General features: G+C 71.3%; 12 protein-coding genes and 1 tRNA gene. 3 read left to right on the plus strand and 10 right to left on the minus strand.

Annotation, left to right across the window (positions count from 1 at the left end; genetic code table 11):
- Positions 1–102: 102 nt before the first annotated feature.
- The 3 genes from AB0M95_RS26150 to AB0M95_RS26160 form a co-directional block, all read right to left on the minus strand.
- Positions 103–885, minus strand: coding sequence for an enoyl-CoA hydratase-related protein (locus AB0M95_RS26150; protein WP_363769633.1), 783 nt, complete (start codon positions 883–885; stop codon positions 103–105).
- 97 nt (positions 886–982) lie between these two features.
- Positions 983–2,218: a nitric oxide synthase oxygenase gene (locus tag AB0M95_RS26155; RefSeq protein ID WP_363769636.1), complete on the minus strand. Its 1,236-nt coding sequence runs from the start codon at positions 2,216–2,218 to the stop codon at positions 983–985.
- Positions 2,219–2,543: 325 nt separating this feature from the next.
- Positions 2,544–2,619, minus strand: a tRNA-Asn gene (locus tag AB0M95_RS26160).
- Between the two features lie 215 nt (positions 2,620–2,834).
- Between AB0M95_RS26160 and AB0M95_RS26165 the strand changes: the two genes are divergently transcribed.
- Positions 2,835–3,134 carry a YtxH domain-containing protein gene (locus tag AB0M95_RS26165; protein ID WP_358526312.1) on the plus strand — a complete coding sequence of 100 codons (300 nt, stop codon included), beginning with the start codon at positions 2,835–2,837 and terminating at the stop codon, positions 3,132–3,134.
- A 182-nt stretch (positions 3,135–3,316) separates the two neighbouring features.
- On the opposite strand, the gene AB0M95_RS26170 is transcribed toward AB0M95_RS26165, so the two are convergent.
- From AB0M95_RS26170 to dnaG, 3 genes are all read right to left on the minus strand, one after another.
- Positions 3,317–3,796, minus strand: coding sequence for a hypothetical protein (locus tag AB0M95_RS26170; RefSeq protein WP_358526314.1), 480 nt, complete (start codon positions 3,794–3,796; stop codon positions 3,317–3,319).
- 395 nt (positions 3,797–4,191) lie between these two features.
- The gene (gene rpoD, locus AB0M95_RS26175; protein ID WP_363769640.1) at positions 4,192–5,295 is read right to left on the minus strand and encodes an RNA polymerase sigma factor RpoD; all 1,104 of its coding nucleotides are present in this window, start codon (positions 5,293–5,295) and stop codon (positions 4,192–4,194) included.
- A 177-nt stretch (positions 5,296–5,472) separates the two neighbouring features.
- Positions 5,473–7,335 (minus strand): DNA primase, encoded by a 1,863-nt coding sequence (gene dnaG / locus AB0M95_RS26180; protein ID WP_363769643.1) that lies wholly within the window; start codon positions 7,333–7,335, stop codon positions 5,473–5,475.
- A 142-nt stretch (positions 7,336–7,477) separates the two neighbouring features.
- On the opposite strand from dnaG, the gene AB0M95_RS26185 reads away from it, so the two are divergent.
- Complete coding sequence (locus AB0M95_RS26185; RefSeq protein WP_363769646.1) at positions 7,478–8,425, plus strand: peptidoglycan DD-metalloendopeptidase family protein; 948 nt, start codon at positions 7,478–7,480, stop codon at positions 8,423–8,425.
- A 13-nt stretch (positions 8,426–8,438) separates the two neighbouring features.
- On the opposite strand, the gene AB0M95_RS26190 is transcribed toward AB0M95_RS26185, so the two are convergent.
- Together AB0M95_RS26190 and ppdK are read right to left on the minus strand one after the other, a co-directional pair.
- Complete coding sequence (locus tag AB0M95_RS26190; RefSeq protein ID WP_363769649.1) at positions 8,439–9,677, minus strand: deoxyguanosinetriphosphate triphosphohydrolase; 1,239 nt, start codon at positions 9,675–9,677, stop codon at positions 8,439–8,441.
- Positions 9,678–9,845: 168 nt separating this feature from the next.
- Positions 9,846–12,506, minus strand: coding sequence for a pyruvate, phosphate dikinase (gene ppdK / locus AB0M95_RS26195; protein ID WP_363769652.1), 2,661 nt, complete (start codon positions 12,504–12,506; stop codon positions 9,846–9,848).
- A gap of 530 nt (positions 12,507–13,036) precedes the next feature.
- Here ppdK and AB0M95_RS26200 point away from each other — a divergent pair.
- A complete protein-coding gene (locus AB0M95_RS26200) occupies positions 13,037–13,822 on the plus strand; it encodes an aminotransferase class IV family protein (RefSeq protein WP_363769654.1) in 786 nt (261 codons plus the stop codon).
- An 82-nt stretch (positions 13,823–13,904) separates the two neighbouring features.
- On the opposite strand, the gene AB0M95_RS26205 is transcribed toward AB0M95_RS26200, so the two are convergent.
- Positions 13,905–14,768 carry a PHP domain-containing protein gene (locus AB0M95_RS26205; RefSeq protein WP_363769657.1) on the minus strand — a complete coding sequence of 288 codons (864 nt, stop codon included), beginning with the start codon at positions 14,766–14,768 and terminating at the stop codon, positions 13,905–13,907.
- A 413-nt stretch (positions 14,769–15,181) separates the two neighbouring features.
- Positions 15,182–16,099 carry an ABC transporter substrate-binding protein gene (locus tag AB0M95_RS26210; RefSeq protein WP_363769660.1) on the minus strand — a complete coding sequence of 306 codons (918 nt, stop codon included), beginning with the start codon at positions 16,097–16,099 and terminating at the stop codon, positions 15,182–15,184.
- Positions 16,100–16,244: the final 145 nt, after the last annotated feature.

Here is a 16,244-nt window from a genome sequence, read left to right on the forward strand (position 1 = left end):
CCTATTCAACACCATGTCCCGGGGGCATGGCCAACGCAGGGGGGTCGGCGCCGTTGAAGATCGTACTCCCTCGCGGCGGCGCGTGGGGGCCACCGGAGGGCGTTACCGCCGGTCCAGCGGTGGGAACGCCGGCGGGCGGCGCTCCAGATAGCTGGCAACGCCCTCAGCGAAATCGGTGCGTTCGAAGGACTCCATCATGAGCCGGACGCCCTCGGCGGCGGACTCGTCGAGCGTTTTATCCCAATCGCCCCAAATCTGGCGTTTGATGATGGCCATCGAGGCCGGCGAGCTGTGGACCGCGAGCTCCCGGGCGTAGGCGGCGGCCTCCTCCAGCAGCCGCTCCCCGGGCACCACGCGGGCGGCCAGGCGCAGCTCGCCCGCCCCGGCGCCGGTGAACGTCCTGCCCGAGAGCAGCAGGTCCATGGCGGCGGCCTGCCCGGCCAGCCTGGGGAGGATCCAGGCCAGGCCGTACTCGGCGATCAGGCCGCGCCGGGCGAACGCGGTGGTCCACTTGGCCTCGGCCGCCGTGAACACCAGGTCGCACACCAGCGCCTGCACCATGCCGAGCCCCGCACAGGCGCCGTTGACCGCCGCGATGATCGGCTTGCGGATCGTCGTGGGGAAGGTGCCGGGCCGCTTGTCCGGCTCCTCGTCGTAGGAGCCGTCCTGAACGGCGCTGAGCGTCTCGAAGTCCGCGCCCGCGCAGAAGCCCTTCCCGGCGCCGGTGACGACGATCACACGGACCGCAGGGTCGCGCTCGGCCTCCTCCAGCAGGTCGAAGTACCGGCGGCCCATCGCGCCGGTCCAGGCGTTGAGCCGCTCGGGCCGGTTGAACGTCAGCGTCAGCACGCCCTCGTCCAGCGACGACAGCACGAGATCGGACATGGAACCTCCCCGGGAGAGACCGCTACCGAATATAGTTCTACACGCCCATGCGGACTCGCACCAAGGCTGTGCCCATGGCCTCGCTCCGCTGGGCGGTTCAGTGCCCGTCGTCGGTTTTGCGGGGGTGGTGGACGAATGCCGGGGAAAGATGGACGTCGTCGTAGTACCGGTGGAAGACCGGCGTGAGCGAGCCCGAGAGCGGCGGGACGATCCAGGACCAGTCGGCCGGGCAGACGCGCCCGGAACGTTCCTCGCGCTCCAGATGGGCCATGAACCGGCGGGCCTCGGTGTGGTGGTCGGTGATCGTCACGCCCGCCCGGGTGAACGAGTGCAGCACGGCCACGTTCAGCTCGACCAGCGCGTGGTCCTTCCACAGGGTGCGGTCGCTGGAGGTGTCCAGGCCGAGCCGCTCGGCCACCACGCCCAGGCGGTTGTAGCGGTCCTCGTCGGCGAGGTTGCGCGCCCCGATCTCCGTCCCCATGTACCAGCCGTTGAACGGCGCGCAGGGGTAGCAGACGCCGCCGATCTCCAGGCACATGCCGGAGATCGCGGGCACGGCGTGCCAGCGCAGCCCGAGGTCGGCGAACCACGGGTAGGCGGGGTGTTCGAGCGGGACCTCCAGCACCGCGTCGCCCGGAATCGCCGCCAGCAGCGGCGAGCGGTCCCCCGCCTCGATCACGAGCGGGAGCACGTCGAAGTCGGTCCCGGGGCCGCCGGGCCAGCCGAGGCGCCGGGCGGTGGCGGTGAGGGCGGCGTTGCGCGCGTCTCCGGCGACGGCCTCCCCCTGCGGGCCGACGTACCCGGCGTACCGGATGAGCTGCTCGTTCAGAATCCTCGGCCCGGGACGTCCCGGACGGTCCTGGTCGAAGACGGTGATCGTCGGACGGACGCGCCCGTCGCCGGTCGCCTCGCGCAGGTGGCGGACGCACTCGCCCGCGACCCCCTCGGCGGTGTGCACGGACCGGCGGTCCCGCACCCGCAGCGAGCGCCAGTACAGGCGGCCGATGCACCGGTTGCTGTTGCGCCAGGCCACCCGCGCGCCGAAGACCAGTTCCTCCGGGGTGTGGGTGTAGGTGCCGTATCGGGCGATCTGCGAGGTGACCTCCCGTAATCGCGGCTGAAGCGGCCCCGCGGAGGGGTTCTCCGCGTGGAAGAGCCGGAGGAACGCCTCCGCCTGGGCCGGGTCCACCGGCCCGGTGCCGGCCCCCTCCCGGTGCGCCGGCGGCGCCGGAGGCCCGGCGTCCGGGGCCATGCCGCCGCACACCGCCTCACCTACGGGCCCCTCGGGGGCGCGGGACGGGGTACGGCGTCGAGATTTCCACCACACGAGCATGCGAGAACCACCAGGGTGCTTACACGGGCGCCGCGCACCTTCCGGGGGTGCGAGCGTCCTGCGCGCAGCGGCCCTTCCCCGCTGCCCTGGGCATGATCCGCGGCCGCCGTACGGTCGTGGCCTCCCGCACGGACGCACCCGGTCACGGTGTGCGGCGGGTCGTGCGCGATATGCCACGAAGCACGGCAGACCCACATCTTCTGCCATCGCAGATGATTTGTCCGGAGGTTCCGGAGATTCCCAGGTGGACGGACGGCGTCCGGGGAGAGAGGGGGCCAGGAACGGCGACAGCCCCAGGACGATGGTCACTGGGGCTGCTGGAGCGTGGCTCCCGCGATAGGACTCGAACCTATAACCTGCCGGTTAACAGCCGGCTGCTCTGCCGATTGAGCTACACGGGATCGCGCACGTCGCCCGGAGGATTTTCAGGCCCTTCCTTGCGGCGCGGAACTAGATTAGCGCATTCCGGAGGGTGCGTGTCGCACTCGATCACCCCTCTCATGGGTGGGAGGGGGGCTCCTCGCCCGAACGCGGGGCGAGTTCAGACCATAACCGCACGCTGCCGGGGTAGGGGACCGGGAAGCGGAGATGCCAGCCGCACCGGAGGTGTGAGTAGATGCGATATCGATTGACGTTCACCGTGGGCCTGGCCGTCGGGTACGTCCTCGGCAGCCGGGCGGGCCGCGAGCGCTACGAGCAGATCAAACGCGTGGCGCAGCGGGTCGCCGACAGCCCCGCCGTCCAGCAGGCCGCCGGCCTGGCGGGCGCGCAGGCTTCCAAGGCCGCCGAGGTCACCAGACACAAGCTCGGCGACGTCCTCGGCGACAGGGTGCCGTTCCTGCACAAGAACGGTTGGGCCGCCCAGGACGACACCGGGACCGGCTGGCCCGACAGCGAGGTCGAACGCGTCACCTGACCGGGAGCCGACCGGATGCGACCGGTTCGAGCGGTGTGACCGTTGTAACCGGTCCGGAGCGAACGAGGCCCGCGCGCGACGCGGGTTTCGTTCGCTCCGGTCGCGCGGGCCGCCTCCGACGCCGCACGGTCCGATCGCGAAGGCCGCCTCAGACGCCGCGCGGTCGGGACGCGAAGGCCGCCTCAGATGCCGAGGTTGCGGCGCAGGTCCTCCAGCACCTGCTCGGCGGCGGCGCGCAGCCCCGGGTCGGAGGCGTCGAGCCCGGGGTCGAACACCAGCTCCCACAGCGCGTCGTCCCGCCCGGGCACCCGGCGGGCGACCAGCCGCACGCCCCCGCGCTCCCCGAGCCGCACGTGCCGGTTGACCAAGATGGACGAGGTGACCCGCTCGCGCACCGCCTCGGGCAGCCGGCCGGGCTCGGGCAGGGAGACCCGCCACTCGCCGCCGTCGGTGGCCACGACCTGCAGCCCCTCCTCGTCCCACTGGGCCCGGTCGATGCGGTACCAGGGCAGCGGGCTCTCGCCCGGCAGGCGCAGGGCGCGGTCGGTGGCCACGACGTAGCCGCCGTCCGGCGTCCGGGCGTGGACCAGCGCCCGCTCCCCCGGCTCCAGCGTGACGCCGGCCTCCGGGGGCAGGGCGCGGGAGCCCCAGGGAAGTCTCATGCGTGAAAGCTACCGGTCGGGCGCGCCCGGGGTGCGGGCGACCGAGCCGCAGGGGTTGCCCTCCTGAGGACCCGCGCCCGGTCCACGGCCTATGGCCTGTGAAGCCCTGGACCGGACGCGGGCCGTGTCCGTGTCGCCCATGTGTGCCCGTGTGCGCCCATCATCCCCCGCCGCCGCCGAATGTGAGGCCCTTCATTGGGCGGCATGATTCATTCGGCCCGCCAAAGGAGAATCCGCCGGCTCTTTTCACACCATTGAATCACGACCTGAAATATGTCGGAATCATATACGAGATTGAGCTAAGAATTTGCCGCGTAGAATTCCCGGGGAACGCGGGGGCGCACGGCGGGGACGGCGATCGGGATGGCCTCCCGGTCGCCGTCCCGGCACCGCGTTCAGTCGAGATAGTCGCGCAGCATTTGCGCGCGGGTCGGGTGGCGTAGTTTGGCGAGCGTCTTGGACTCGATCTGCCGGATGCGCTCGCGCGTCACGCCGAACTCCCGCCCGACCTCCTCCAGCGTCCTCGGATGCCCGTCGGCCAGGCCGAAGCGCAGCTGGATGATCCGCTGCTCGCGGTCGGAGAGGGTGGCGAGGATGTCGTCGAGCTGGTCCTGCAGCATGATGAACGCGGCGGCCTCGATGGGCACGACGGCGTCGGCGTCCTCGATGAAGTCACCGAGGTCGGAGTCCTCCTCGCCGATCGGCGACTGCAGGGACACCGGCTCCTGGGCGATGCGCTGGATCTCGACCACCCGGTCCACGGGCAGGTCCATCTCCAGGGCGATCTCCTCGGGGGCGGGCTCCCGGCCGAGGTCCTGGTGGAGCTGGCGCTGCACGCGGACGAGCTTGTTGATGGTCTCGACCATGTGGACCGGGATGCGGATCGTCCGCGCCTGGTCGGCGATGGCGCGGGTGATCGCCTGGCGGATCCACCAGGTGGCGTAGGTCGAGAACTTGTAGCCTTTGGTGTAGTCGAACTTCTCGACCGCGCGGATCAGGCCCAGGTTGCCCTCCTGGATCAGGTCCAGGAACAGCATGCCGCGCCCGACGTAGCGCTTGGCGATCGACACCACCAGCCGCAGGTTGGCCTCGATGAGCCGCTGCTTGGCCCGGACGCCCTCCCAGACCAGCTCCTCGAACTCGGGGGTGGCGAGCCGGCACCCGACCTCGCAGAGCTTGTCCTCGGCGAACAGCCCGGCCTCGATGGCCTTGGCGAGCTCGACCTCCTCCTCGGCGGTCAGCAGATGCACCCTGCCGATCTCGCGGAGGTAGATCCGGACGAGGTCGCTGGTCGGCGCGCGCTTGCCGACGTCCTCCTCGTCAGGGCGGACGGTGTCGTCGTCGCCCTGGGGCTCGAGCACCTCCACACCCTTTTCGGCGAGCATCCGCACGACGCGCTCCAGCGCGTCGGGTGGCAACTCGGAGCGGTCGAGCGCGGCGGCGACGTCGTCGACGGTGACGCTCCCGCGCTCTCTTCCTCTGGCGACTAGATCCGCCACCTGGTCTACCGATGGCGGTCCACTTGGCAGCACCGATGTACCCACGGCACATAGTCTGCTGTATAGGCACCGTAAAACGGCAGGCCCTATTTTTGTCACCGATGGTAAGCTGAATTCATTACCGAATCGATATCAACCAAATGTTTGGCCATGGCGATGAGCGGAAAGTAAAGATTCTTATGCGCCGACGGCTCGTTCTCTTAACACGCGGCGTTGTTGTTCGAGCGCCACGAGTTCCCCGAACAGACGGTTGTACTCCTGCTGCTGCTCGACCGGGTTGAGCCGCTCCATCTTCGCCTTGACCTGAACGAGCGCGCGCGTCACCGCGACCTCCGACAGCCGCGCCAGGACGGCCATGCCGTAGCGTTCCTCGTCCTCCAGGTCGGCCCGCAGCGGCTCGACGGCGAACCTCGTCACCAGCGCGCGCAGCGCGTCGTCGTTCGTGGTGCCGAGCAGGACGTCGACCCAGTCGCGCCCGCCCGGGCCGCCGGTCGCCGTGCCCCCCGCCTCCATGATCAGCCCGTACAGCGCGGCGTGCCCGGGGACGGTGAACGCCCCCGCGCCGAGCGCGTCGAACTCCGGCCCCATGAGGGCGGGACGCTGGACGGCGAGCTTCAGCGCCTCGGACTCCAGCCGGACGGCGGGGTCGGCCGGGTCGGGCGGGCGCGGCGCGGCCCGCCGCCCGCCGCGCTCGGGGGCGGCCGGGCGCCCGCCCCCGGCGACCTCCTGGATGCGGCGCAGCACCAGCCGCTCGTCCATGAACCCGAGCCAGCGGTCGAGGTCGACGGCGTACCGCCCGCGCAGGGCGAGGTCCTTGATGCCGGCCACCAGGGGCGCGGCGGCGTCCAGCGCGGCCAGGCGGCCCTCGTTGGAGTCCAGCTCGTACCGGGAGATCACGCTGCGGATCGCGAACGCGAACAGCGGCTCGCGCCCGGCGATCAGGTCGCGCACCGCGCCGTCCCCGTGCTTGACGCGAAGGTCGCACGGGTCGAGGCCGTCGGGCTGGACGGCCACGAAGGTCTGGGTGACGAACTTCTGCTCGTCGGCGAAAGCGCGCAGGGCGGCCTTCTGCCCCGCCGAGTCGCCGTCGAAGGTGAACACGACCTCGCCGCGGAACTCGGCCTGGTCGAGCAGGAGCCGCCGCAGGACCTTGATGTGCTCCTCGCCGAAGGACGTGCCGCACGTGGCGACCGCCGTGGGCACGCCGGCCAGATGGCAGGCCATCACGTCGGTGTACCCCTCGACGACGACGGCCTGCGAGCGCTTGGAGATCTCGCGCTTGGCCAGGTCGATGCCGTAGAGCACGGTGCTCTTCTTGTAGATGGGGCTTTCGGGGGTGTTGAGGTACTTCGGCCCGTCGTCGCTTTCGAGCAGCTTGCGCGCGCCGAAGCCGATCGTCTCGCCGGTGATGTCGCGGATCGGCCAGACGAGCCGGCCGCGGAAGCGGTCGACCGGGCCGCGGCGGCCCTCGCGGGCCAGGCCGCCCTTGATGACCTCGGCCGCGGTGAAACCCCGGGCAAGCAGGTGGCGGGCCAGGCGGTCCCACTCGGCGGGGGCGTACCCGACTCCGAAGTGCTCGGCGTCGACCCGCTCGAAGCCCCGCTCGGACAGGAAACGGCGGCCGGGGGCGGCCTCGGGGTCCGACAGGAGCGAGACGTAGAACTCGGCGGCGACCCGGTGGGCATCGATCAGGCGGCTGCGCTCGCCGTGCTCGCGCCCCGGGACGTACCCGCCCTGCTCGTAGCGCAGTTGGATGCCCGCGCGCTGCGCGAGCCGCTCGATCGCCTCGGCGAAGGACAGATGCTCCAGCTTGCGGACGAACGTGATGACGTCCCCGCCTTCGGCGCACCCGAAGCAGTACCAGTAGCCGCGCGAGGGCGTCACGTTGAAGGACGGCGACTTCTCTTCGTGGAAGGGGCACAACCCTTTGAGATTGCCGCCGCCCGCGTTGCGGAGCTGGATGTGCTCCCCCACGACGTCGGCGATCGATGAGCGCTCACGCACGAGCGCGATGTCCTCGTCACTGATCCGCCCTGCCACGCCGCGAGTCTACGACTCACCGCCGACAAGCTGGGCGCGAGCTGCCCGAGATGGGTGATTTTCCGTGAATAGGTCGTGGCGACCTTGGAGGTCGGTTAGAAAGGAAACGCTCGATTTCGGTAACGTCACACGGGTGGAGATCATGCGAACGGGGCGACTCGCCGCCATTGCCGCGACGGTGCTCGTCACCGCGGCCTGCGCCGCCCCGTCCGGGGTGGCCGGCATCAGCACGCTGGCCACCACCTCCCCGCAGGCGCCGCCGAGCGGCACAGGCGCACCAGGCGACACGGGCGCACCGAGCGACACGGAGGCATCGAGCGACACGGGCGCGCCGAGCCCGTCCCCGAGCGCCGGCCGGGGAGAGATCGACGCGGCCACGCTGAAGTCGTCCGGGGAGCCCACCGGCGCCGCGACCCCGCGCCCGAAGGTGACCCCTCCCCGGGGCGACGAGCCGATCCCCGTGCCCCCGCCCAAGGTGTCGCGCTTCACCTACGCCTTCCCGGTGAAGGGGTGCCGGGTCAGCTACGCCCGCCAGCAGCTCGTCCTGCCCAAGAGCACGATCTGGGCGGGGAAGGGCTGCGCGTTCGTCGCGCCCGTCGGGGGCGTGGTGCACGAGGTCAACGCCAACAACCGCTGGACGGCCTCCACCGACCACGGCGCCGACCGCGAGGGCCGGTTCGTCTCGATCATCGGTGACGACGGCGTGCGCTACCTCGGAGGCCACCTCGACGCGGTGGCGCAGGGCATCCGGCCCGGGGTCCGGGTGAGCGCGGGCCAGGTGCTCGGCCAGGTCGGCGACTCGGGCAACGCCAAGGGCCAGGGCACCAACCTGTACTTCGCGCTCTCGTGGTCGACGTCCTCCAAGTACTGGTGGGTGCGCCGGGGCATGGTCGACCCCTGGACGTACCTGGACGCCTGGCTGAGCGGGAACCCCACGGTGTCCCCCGCCGCGCGGGTGGCGGCCGAGCGCGCCGCGGTCGGGGCGGCGCCTCCCTGCCGCACGCTCTGCGCGTCCAAGCCGCAGAAGAAGCCGACCCGCAAGCCCGTGCCGACGCAGACCGCCGACCCCTCCGAGGTGCGCCGGGGCTAGGGTCCCGCGCCGTCTACAGGCGCGTGCCGAGGCCGCGGTGCAGGCTCACCGCCGAGACGTCGGTGAGCGAGGCGATCTGGTCGACGACCACGCGCAGCCGGCCGGCGTCGTCGGCGGCCTCGGCGAAGGCGGGACGCAGGGCCGGTTCCAGCGTCCCCGGCGCGCCCAGCATGATCATCGAGGCGAGCTCGGCGATCAGCTCGCGCTGCCGGGCCATGTTGGCGTTGTGGTCGTCCCTGGCCATCACGTAGTGCGCCGTCAGCCCCTTGAGCAGCGCGCACTCCAGGCGGGTGCCGCGCGGCACGACCAGCTCGGCCCCGTGCCGGGTGAGCGCCTCCCGTCCGTACGCCTCGCGCGTGGCGGCCTGCGCGGACAGGCAGAACCGCCCGATCAGTCCGCTCGTGAACGACTTCAGCGCCACCAGGTCGCCCATGGTGCCCTCGAAGCGCCGCGGCCACAGCGGCTCCTCGATCAGCCGGGCGAAGGTCTCCTCCAGCTCGGTCAGGCCGCTGTCGCCCGCGTACCACTTGAGCGTGCGCTCGCACACCTCCCGCCGCTCCTCCGCGTCGCCGAACTGCGCGGGCAGGATGTGGCCGGAGTGCAGGGCGTCCTCCAGGTCGTGCACGGAATAGGCGACGTCGTCCGACCAGTCCATGACCTGCGCCTCGAAGCTGACGCTCTCGGCCGGGGAGTCCTGGCGGACCCAGTCGAAGACCGGCAGGTCGTCGGCGTAGACGCCGTACTTGGCGCCGTGGGCGGAGGTCCAGGGGTACTTCAGCGCGGAGTCGAGCGCCGCGCGGGTGAGGTTCAGCCCGGCGCTGCGCCCGTCGGCGGTCAGCACCTTGGCCTCCAGCCGGACGAGCAGGCGCAGGCTCTGGGCGTTGCCCTCGAACCCGCCGCACCGGGCGGCCAGTTCGTTGAGCGCGGTCTCGCCGTTGTGGCCGAAGGGCGGGTGGCCGAGGTCGTGGGCCAGGCAGGCCGTTTCCACCAGGTCGGGGTCGCAGCCGAGCGCCTTGCCCATCTCCCGGCCGATCTGGGCGCATTCGAGCGAGTGGGTCAGGCGGGTGCGGGGGATGTGGCGGCCGTGGTCGGGGAACTCCCCGGGCCCGACGACCTGCGTCTTCGCCGCGAGCCGCCGCAGCGCCGCGCTGTGCAGCACTCGGGCGCGGTCGCGTTCGAACGCGCTGCGCTCGGGGTTGCCGGCGGGTTCCGGCACCCATCTGGCCTGGTCGAACTGGTCATAGCCTCTCATCGGTAGCGGGATGCTACCCCCGGGACGGGTCCGCCATTACTAACATGCGGGAAACTCACGGCGTCCCTGACATTTCCGAAGTATGCGCAGATCAAAGTGCCCGTACGATCCCCCTGCCGGTCGGCCCGCACACCCCGGTCCGGGCCACCGCCCGGACCGGTTCGCGTCTCATCGGGTATCGGAGCCCCCGCCCGCCAGCGCCGCGCGCCCCGCCTCCAGCCGGGCCACCGGCACCCGGAACGGCGAGCAGGACACGTAGTCCAGCCCGATCTCGTGGCAGAAGTGCACCGACTCCGGGTCGCCGCCGTGCTCGCCGCAGATGCCCAGCTTGATGTCCGGACGGGTCGCGCGGCCCTCCTCGGCCGCGATCCGCATCAACCGGCCGACGCCGCTCCTGTCGATCGTCTCGAACGGGGACACGCCGAAGATGCCGAGATCCAGATAGCGCGAGAAGAACGCGGCCTCGACGTCGTCGCGGGAGAACCCCCACGTCATCTGGGTCAGGTCGTTGGTGCCGAACGAGAAGAAGCGCGCCGCCTCGGCGATCTGCCCGGCCGTCAGGGCCGCGCGCGGCACCTCGATCATCGTGCCGATCAGCGCGTCGACGCCGGTCTCCGCGAGGATGCGCTCGGCCTCGTCCCGCACGCCCTCCAGCTCCTGGACGGCGCTCACCAGCGGGATCATGATCTCGGCGCGGGGGTCTCCCCCGGCCGCGCGCCGCTCGGCCACGGCCTCCGCGATCGCCCGCACCTGCATCGTGAACAGGCCGGGGATCACCAGGCCGAGGCGCACGCCGCGCAGGCCCAGCATGGGGTTCTGCTCGTGCAGCCGCTTGACCGCCGCCAGCAGCCGCTGGTCGCGCGGCGTGGCGTCGTCCCCGGCGACGGCGATCTTCACCGACAGGGTCGTGAGGTCGGGCAGGAACTCGTGCAGCGGCGGATCGATCAGCCGGATCGTCACCGGCAGCCCGTCCATCGCCTCGAAGATGCCCGCGAAGTCCGACTTCTGCAGCGGCTCCAGCGCGTCGAGCGCCGCCCGCTGCTCCTCCGGCGACTCGGCCAGGATCAGATCTTCGACGAGCTTGCGCCGGTCGCCGAGGAACATGTGCTCGGTGCGGCACAGACCGATGCCCTGGGCGCCGAACCTGCGGGCGCGGGCGGCGTCCTCGGGGGTGTCGGCGTTGGCGCGTACGGCCATGCGGCGGCGCTCGTCGGCGTGGCGCATGAGCCGGTCGACCGCCTGGACGAGCTCGTCGTGCTCCTGGCCCGTGCCCTCGAAGTACTCCACGACCGGGGACGCTACGACGGGGACCTCGCCGAGGAACACCTCGCCGGTGCCGCCGTCGATCGAGATGACGTCGCCCTCCTCGACCGTCACGCCGCCGGGTGCGGTGAACCGCAGCCCCTTGGCGTCGACCTCCAGTTCCTCGGCGCCGCACACGCACGTCTTGCCCATGCCGCGGGCGACCACGGCGGCGTGCGAGGTCTTGCCGCCCCTGCTGGTCAGCACGCCCCTGGCGGCGATCATGCCGGCCAGGTCGTCCGGGGTGGTCTCGCGGCGGACCAGGATCACGTCCTCGCCCTCGGCGGCAAGCTCCTTGGCGCGCTCGGAGGAGAACACCGCCCTGCCGACCGCCGCGCCGGGCGAGGCGTTCATGCCCTTGGCGATCAGCCGACGGTCGGCACCCCCGTCGAAACGGGGGAACATGAGCTGGGCGAGCTGGGCGCCGGAGACGCGGCCGACGGCCTCGTCCAGGTCGATGAGGCCCTGGTCGACGAGCTGGGTCGCGATGCGGAACGCCGCCGCCGCCGTGCGCTTGCCCACGCGGGTCTGCAGCATCCACAGCTTGCCGCGCTCGATCGTGAACTCGATGTCGCACAGGTCGCGGTAGTGGTCCTCCAGCGTCTTCATGATCTCCAGGAGCCGCCGGTAGGACGCGGGGTCGATCTCCTCCAGCCGCTGAAGCGGGACCGTGTTGCGGATGCCCGCGACGACGTCCTCCCCCTGGGCGTTCTGCAGGTAGTCGCCGTACACGCCCTGCTGGCCCGAGCCGGGGTCGCGGGTGAAGGCGACGCCCGTGCCGGACTCCATGCCGAGGTTGCCGAAGACCATCGCCACGATGTTGACCGCCGTGCCCAGATCTTCGGGAATGCGCTCCTGGCGGCGGTAGATGATCGCACGCTGGGCGTTCCAGGAGTCGAACACCGCCTGGACGGCCCGGCGCATCTGCTCGCGCGGGTCGGACGGGAAGTCGCCGCCGGTGTGCTCGCGGACGATGCCCTTGTAGGTGTCCACCAGGCCGCGGAAGTCCGCCGCGTCCAGGTCGAGGTCGCTGCTCACGCCCTTGCGCCGCTTGACGTCGTCGATCGCGGTCTCGAACAGGTCGCCCTCGAGGCCGAGCACCGTCTTGCCGAACATCTGGATGAGCCGGCGGTAGGAGTCCCACGCGAACCGCTCGTCCCCCGCCTGGGCGGCAAGGCCCTGGACGGACTCGTCGTTGAGGCCGATGTTGAGGACCGTCTCCATCATGCCGGGCATGGAGTACTTCGCCCCGGAACGTACGCTGACGAGCAGAGGGTCGTCAGCGGCGCCGAGGCGCTTGCCCATCCCCTTCTCCAGCGCCTCCAGGTGGGTCTCGACCTCCTCGGCGAGCCCGGCGGGGAGACCGCCCTCGCGCAGGTAGCCGCGGCACGCCTCGGTGGTGATCGTGAACCCCGGAGGCACGGGAAGACCCAGGTTCGTCATCTCCGCGAGATTGGCACCCTTACCACCGAGAAGATCTCTGAGATCTTTGTTGCCCTCGGTGAAGTCGTACACGTATTTGGGCACTCGAGCTCCTTCAACGACTTCAACGGCGACGGTTCCGCCTCGTCGTGGGGACTCTACCTATGATTCCTCGGGGGAAACGTCACCCTCGTTTCCGGGGGGCATCTTCCCTGCTAGACCCCAATATAGCGGTCTAATCCATTCCCCCGAGGAGGCCCACGGGAGGGAAACTCATGCAGCCAGGGGAATGGTGTATACCAATTCACGGAAGGATGGCGGTAGATTCACCGCCGATTCAGGGCACACCCACATTGGTGTAGACCATTTCCGGAGACGCGCGGCTGCATTAGCGTCTTATCCCATGCAACGGCGGGGCCTGTGGGCGCGGCGGACCAGACCGACGATCTTGGGATGGGAGCCCGGCCACGAGGCTCCTTGTGACGCCGGCGTGGCCGCGCCACACGTCCACCACCTACGCGAGTCCCACGCCCGATCGACCCGACGGCCGACTGCTGACCGGCGGGGTCACGCCTCGGGCGAACATGCGGGATCGCGGGGCGATCGGCGGCCGTGGGGGTGTCAGGATGGGGCGCATGATGGAGTTGAACGGCCGGCCGGCCGGCGTCGAGGAGCTCGGGGCGCTGGCGCTGTACAACTACGGGCACTTCACCACCATGCGGGTGGAGGACGGGCGCGTCCGGGGGTTGTCGCTCCATCTGGAGCGGCTGCTCGGCGACTGCCGGGTCCTGCACGGCGCCGATCTCGATCTCGATCGCGTCCGCCATCTGGTCCGGCGCGTGGCGACGCCGGGCACGCCGTTGATCGTGCGCGTGACCGTCTTCGACCCCGGGCTGGACCTCGCGCGTCCGGCCGTGAAAGCCCACCCGGAGATCCTGGTCAGCACCCGTCCGGTTCCCGGTGACCTGCCCCCGCTCGTCCTCGGGACGACCGAGTACCAGCGCGATCTTCCCGAGGTCAAGCACTCCGGGCTGTTCGGGCCGGTCCTCCACCGGCGGTTCGCCCTGGCCGGCGGCTACGACGACGCGCTGTTCACCGACGCGCGCGGACGGGTGACCGAGGGGCCGACCTGGAACATCGGCTTCGTCCGCGACGGCCGCGTGCTGTGGCCGGAGAACGACCGCCTCCCCGGTGTGACCATGCGGCTGCTCCAGCGGGTCGCGGACCGCGCGGGCGTCCCGTCCGCCATGGCCGCCGTCGACCTCGGCGACCTGCCCGGTATGACGGCGGCTTTCGTCACCAACTCCGCGATCGGCGTGCGCCCCGTACGCTCGATCGACGGGGCCGAGCTGCGGCCGGACGAGCCGATCATGACCACCCTGCGCCGCGAATACGCCGCCCTCCCCGGTGAGCCGCTCTGACCGCAGGACGACGACCGTCCACGGGTCGCAGGCGCCGGCCCGTGAACGCCACGTTCCCAGGCCGTCCCGCCCGTCGTGGGGGTTACGGCTTTGGGGCGCCGTGGGCGGGGGGTATGCCGGTGGCGGTGGACACCAGGTCTTCGTAGACGTCCGGCGCGGTGGTGTAGGCGCCGAGGCGGACGGTCTTGTTGTCGCCGTGGTAGTCGCTGGAGCCGGTGACGCGCAGGCCCAGGTCGCGGGCCAGCGCGCGCGTGTGCGCGGCGTCCTCGGGCGAGTGGTCCGGGTGGTCGGCCTCGATGCCCCACAGGCCCGCGCCCGCGAGGCCCGCGATCAACGCGTCCGGCAGGACGTGACCACGGCTGCCCGCCATCGGGTGGGCAAGCACGGAGACACCGCCCGCCTCGCCGATCAGCCGGATCGCGGTCAGCACGTCGATGTCGGTCTTGGGCAGCCGGTAGCGCCCTCCCAGCCATTCCGGGCCGAACGCCTCGTCCACCGAGCCGACGAGGCCGCGCGCGACGAGCGCACGGGCGATGTGCGGGCGGCCCACCGTCCCTCCGGCCACCAGCCCGCGCACCTCGTCCATGGCGAGGGTGACGCCGTCGGCGTTGAGCAGTTCGACGATCGCCTCGGCGCGCGTGTCGCGCGACCGGCGTACGCGGGCCAGTTCGGCGGTCAGCTCCTCGTGGCCGGGGTCGAACAGGTAGGCCAGCAGGTGCAGGCCGATCGACGGCTCGCTGCGGTACCAGCGGCCCGACAGCTCGGCGCCGAACACCAGCGTGAGCCCGGGCGGGACGGCGGACGCCGCCCGGTTCCACCCGGCGGTGGTGTCGTGGTCGGTGAGCGCGATCACGTTCAGCCCGGCCTCGGCGGCCTCCCGCATGAGGACGTCCGGGGCGTCGGTGCCGTCGCTCGCGGTGGAGTGCGTGTGCAGATCGATCCGCATGATCCGAGCGTCTCTGATTGGCTTAACGATCCTGTGCGTTACACAGATTAAGGCACAACGAGCTGCCCGGTATTCGCCAATCGTCTTCGTGCCCTGGTGCCGGCAACCGGAGCCGTCGGCCCGTTGAGCACGCCCCTCCGGACACTGACCGGTCAGGCGTGCACAGCCTGACCGGGGAGGGTGCCCGACGTCGCCTGGGCGCCGGGCGTGTTGGTAACAGTATGCCACGACGTAACTACGATTCACCAATCGAATCGGAACCTTCCGGAGCCGGGCCGTTCATGGGAACCCGGGCACGGAAGGAGTCCGGGGTTTGAGGAGGCGCGGGCCGAGGCTCCGGAACGGGCCCGGCCCGCGCCTGCCCCACCGGGGCGAGGTCTCGGTCCTCACCCCGGGGTCCGGGGTTCGTACCGTCAGTGGACGCGGGTGGACTCCACCAGGCGGTTGATCTCCGGCAGGACGGCCTCCGCCACGCTGATCTTGCGGTCGATCAGGCCGCTGGCGTGGAAGAGGTCGGCCGCGCGCTGCTGCTCGGCCACGAAGTCCTCGCTGACCGGGTTCAGGCCGAACGGGCGGTGGCGCAGCGCGTGCTCCCAGGCGTCGAGGTCTCCCCCGTCGTCGGCGGCGAAGAACTCGGCCGCGGCCCGCGGGTTCTCCTTGATCCAGGCGTCGGACTCCTGCAGGGCGGCGACGATGGCGGCGAGCTCCTCCGGGTGCTCGGCCGCGAAGTCGCGCCGAGTGAACCACAGAGAGCGGTGGCTGAACAGCCCGTCCGTCGCCACGAGCTCCCGGACGCGCGTCTCCCGCTCGACGCGGGTCAGCGACGGGTAGGAGCCGACCCAGGCGTCCACCTCGCGGTCCAGGAAGACCTGCGCGGCGTCGCCGTGGACATCGACCGGCTCGATGTCCTTCCACGTCAGCCCGGCGCGGTCGAGCGCGAACAGCAGCAGCGTGGTCTGCCAGGAGCCATGCCCGAGCGCGACGCGCCTGCCCGCGAGGTCCTTCAGGGAGTGGATCGGCGAGTCCTCGTGGACGACGAGGCGCCCGTTCTCGTGCCGCGACCCGGAGATCGCGACGTAGACGATGTCGCGCCCCTTGCCCTGGGCGGTGACGGGCGGCGTGGAGCCGGTGCCGATGAAGTCGTACCCTCCGTCGAACAGGTGGTCGCCGTGCAGGGAGGGCAGCCCCTTGCGAGGGTCGGGGCGCTCACCGGCCGGCAGGTCACGCAGGTCGACCCACCGCACGCCGGGCAGCGAACGTTCGAGGACGCCACGGGCGCGCAGCACCCACAGCGAGTTGTTGTTGGGGAAGTAACCGACGCGGACGGTCATCAGATGGACCCTTTCTGCACGGACCTAGAAGGAGACAGAGGTTTCGCGCCCCGAACCGCCGCGCCGAAGGCGCCGCCACGGGCACGTTCGGGGCGCGGCGGTGTTCTGGAGGAGGAGGGAGGAAGGGTGAGGAACGAGCCCTTCC

The sequence above is a fragment of the Sphaerisporangium sp. NPDC051017 genome (assembly GCF_040683095.1).
Taxonomy (GTDB): Bacteria; Actinomycetota; Actinomycetes; order Streptosporangiales; family Streptosporangiaceae; genus Sphaerisporangium.

Coding starts and splice junctions, on each gene's coding strand:
- AB0M95_RS26210 (WP_363769660.1), bottom strand. CDS start 16,099: ATGACCGTCCGCGTCGGTTACTTCCCCAACAACAACTCGCTGTGGGTG.
- AB0M95_RS26165 (WP_358526312.1), top strand. CDS start 2,835: ATGCGATATCGATTGACGTTCACCGTGGGCCTGGCCGTCGGGTACGTC.
- AB0M95_RS26200 (WP_363769654.1), top strand. CDS start 13,037: ATGATGGAGTTGAACGGCCGGCCGGCCGGCGTCGAGGAGCTCGGGGCG.
- AB0M95_RS26205 (WP_363769657.1), bottom strand. CDS start 14,768: ATGCGGATCGATCTGCACACGCACTCCACCGCGAGCGACGGCACCGAC.
- AB0M95_RS26150 (WP_363769633.1), bottom strand. CDS start 885: ATGTCCGATCTCGTGCTGTCGTCGCTGGACGAGGGCGTGCTGACGCTG.
- AB0M95_RS26190 (WP_363769649.1), bottom strand. CDS start 9,677: ATGAGAGGCTATGACCAGTTCGACCAGGCCAGATGGGTGCCGGAACCC.
- AB0M95_RS26155 (WP_363769636.1), bottom strand. CDS start 2,218: ATGCTCGTGTGGTGGAAATCTCGACGCCGTACCCCGTCCCGCGCCCCC.
- AB0M95_RS26170 (WP_358526314.1), bottom strand. CDS start 3,796: ATGAGACTTCCCTGGGGCTCCCGCGCCCTGCCCCCGGAGGCCGGCGTC.
- AB0M95_RS26185 (WP_363769646.1), top strand. CDS start 7,478: ATGCGAACGGGGCGACTCGCCGCCATTGCCGCGACGGTGCTCGTCACC.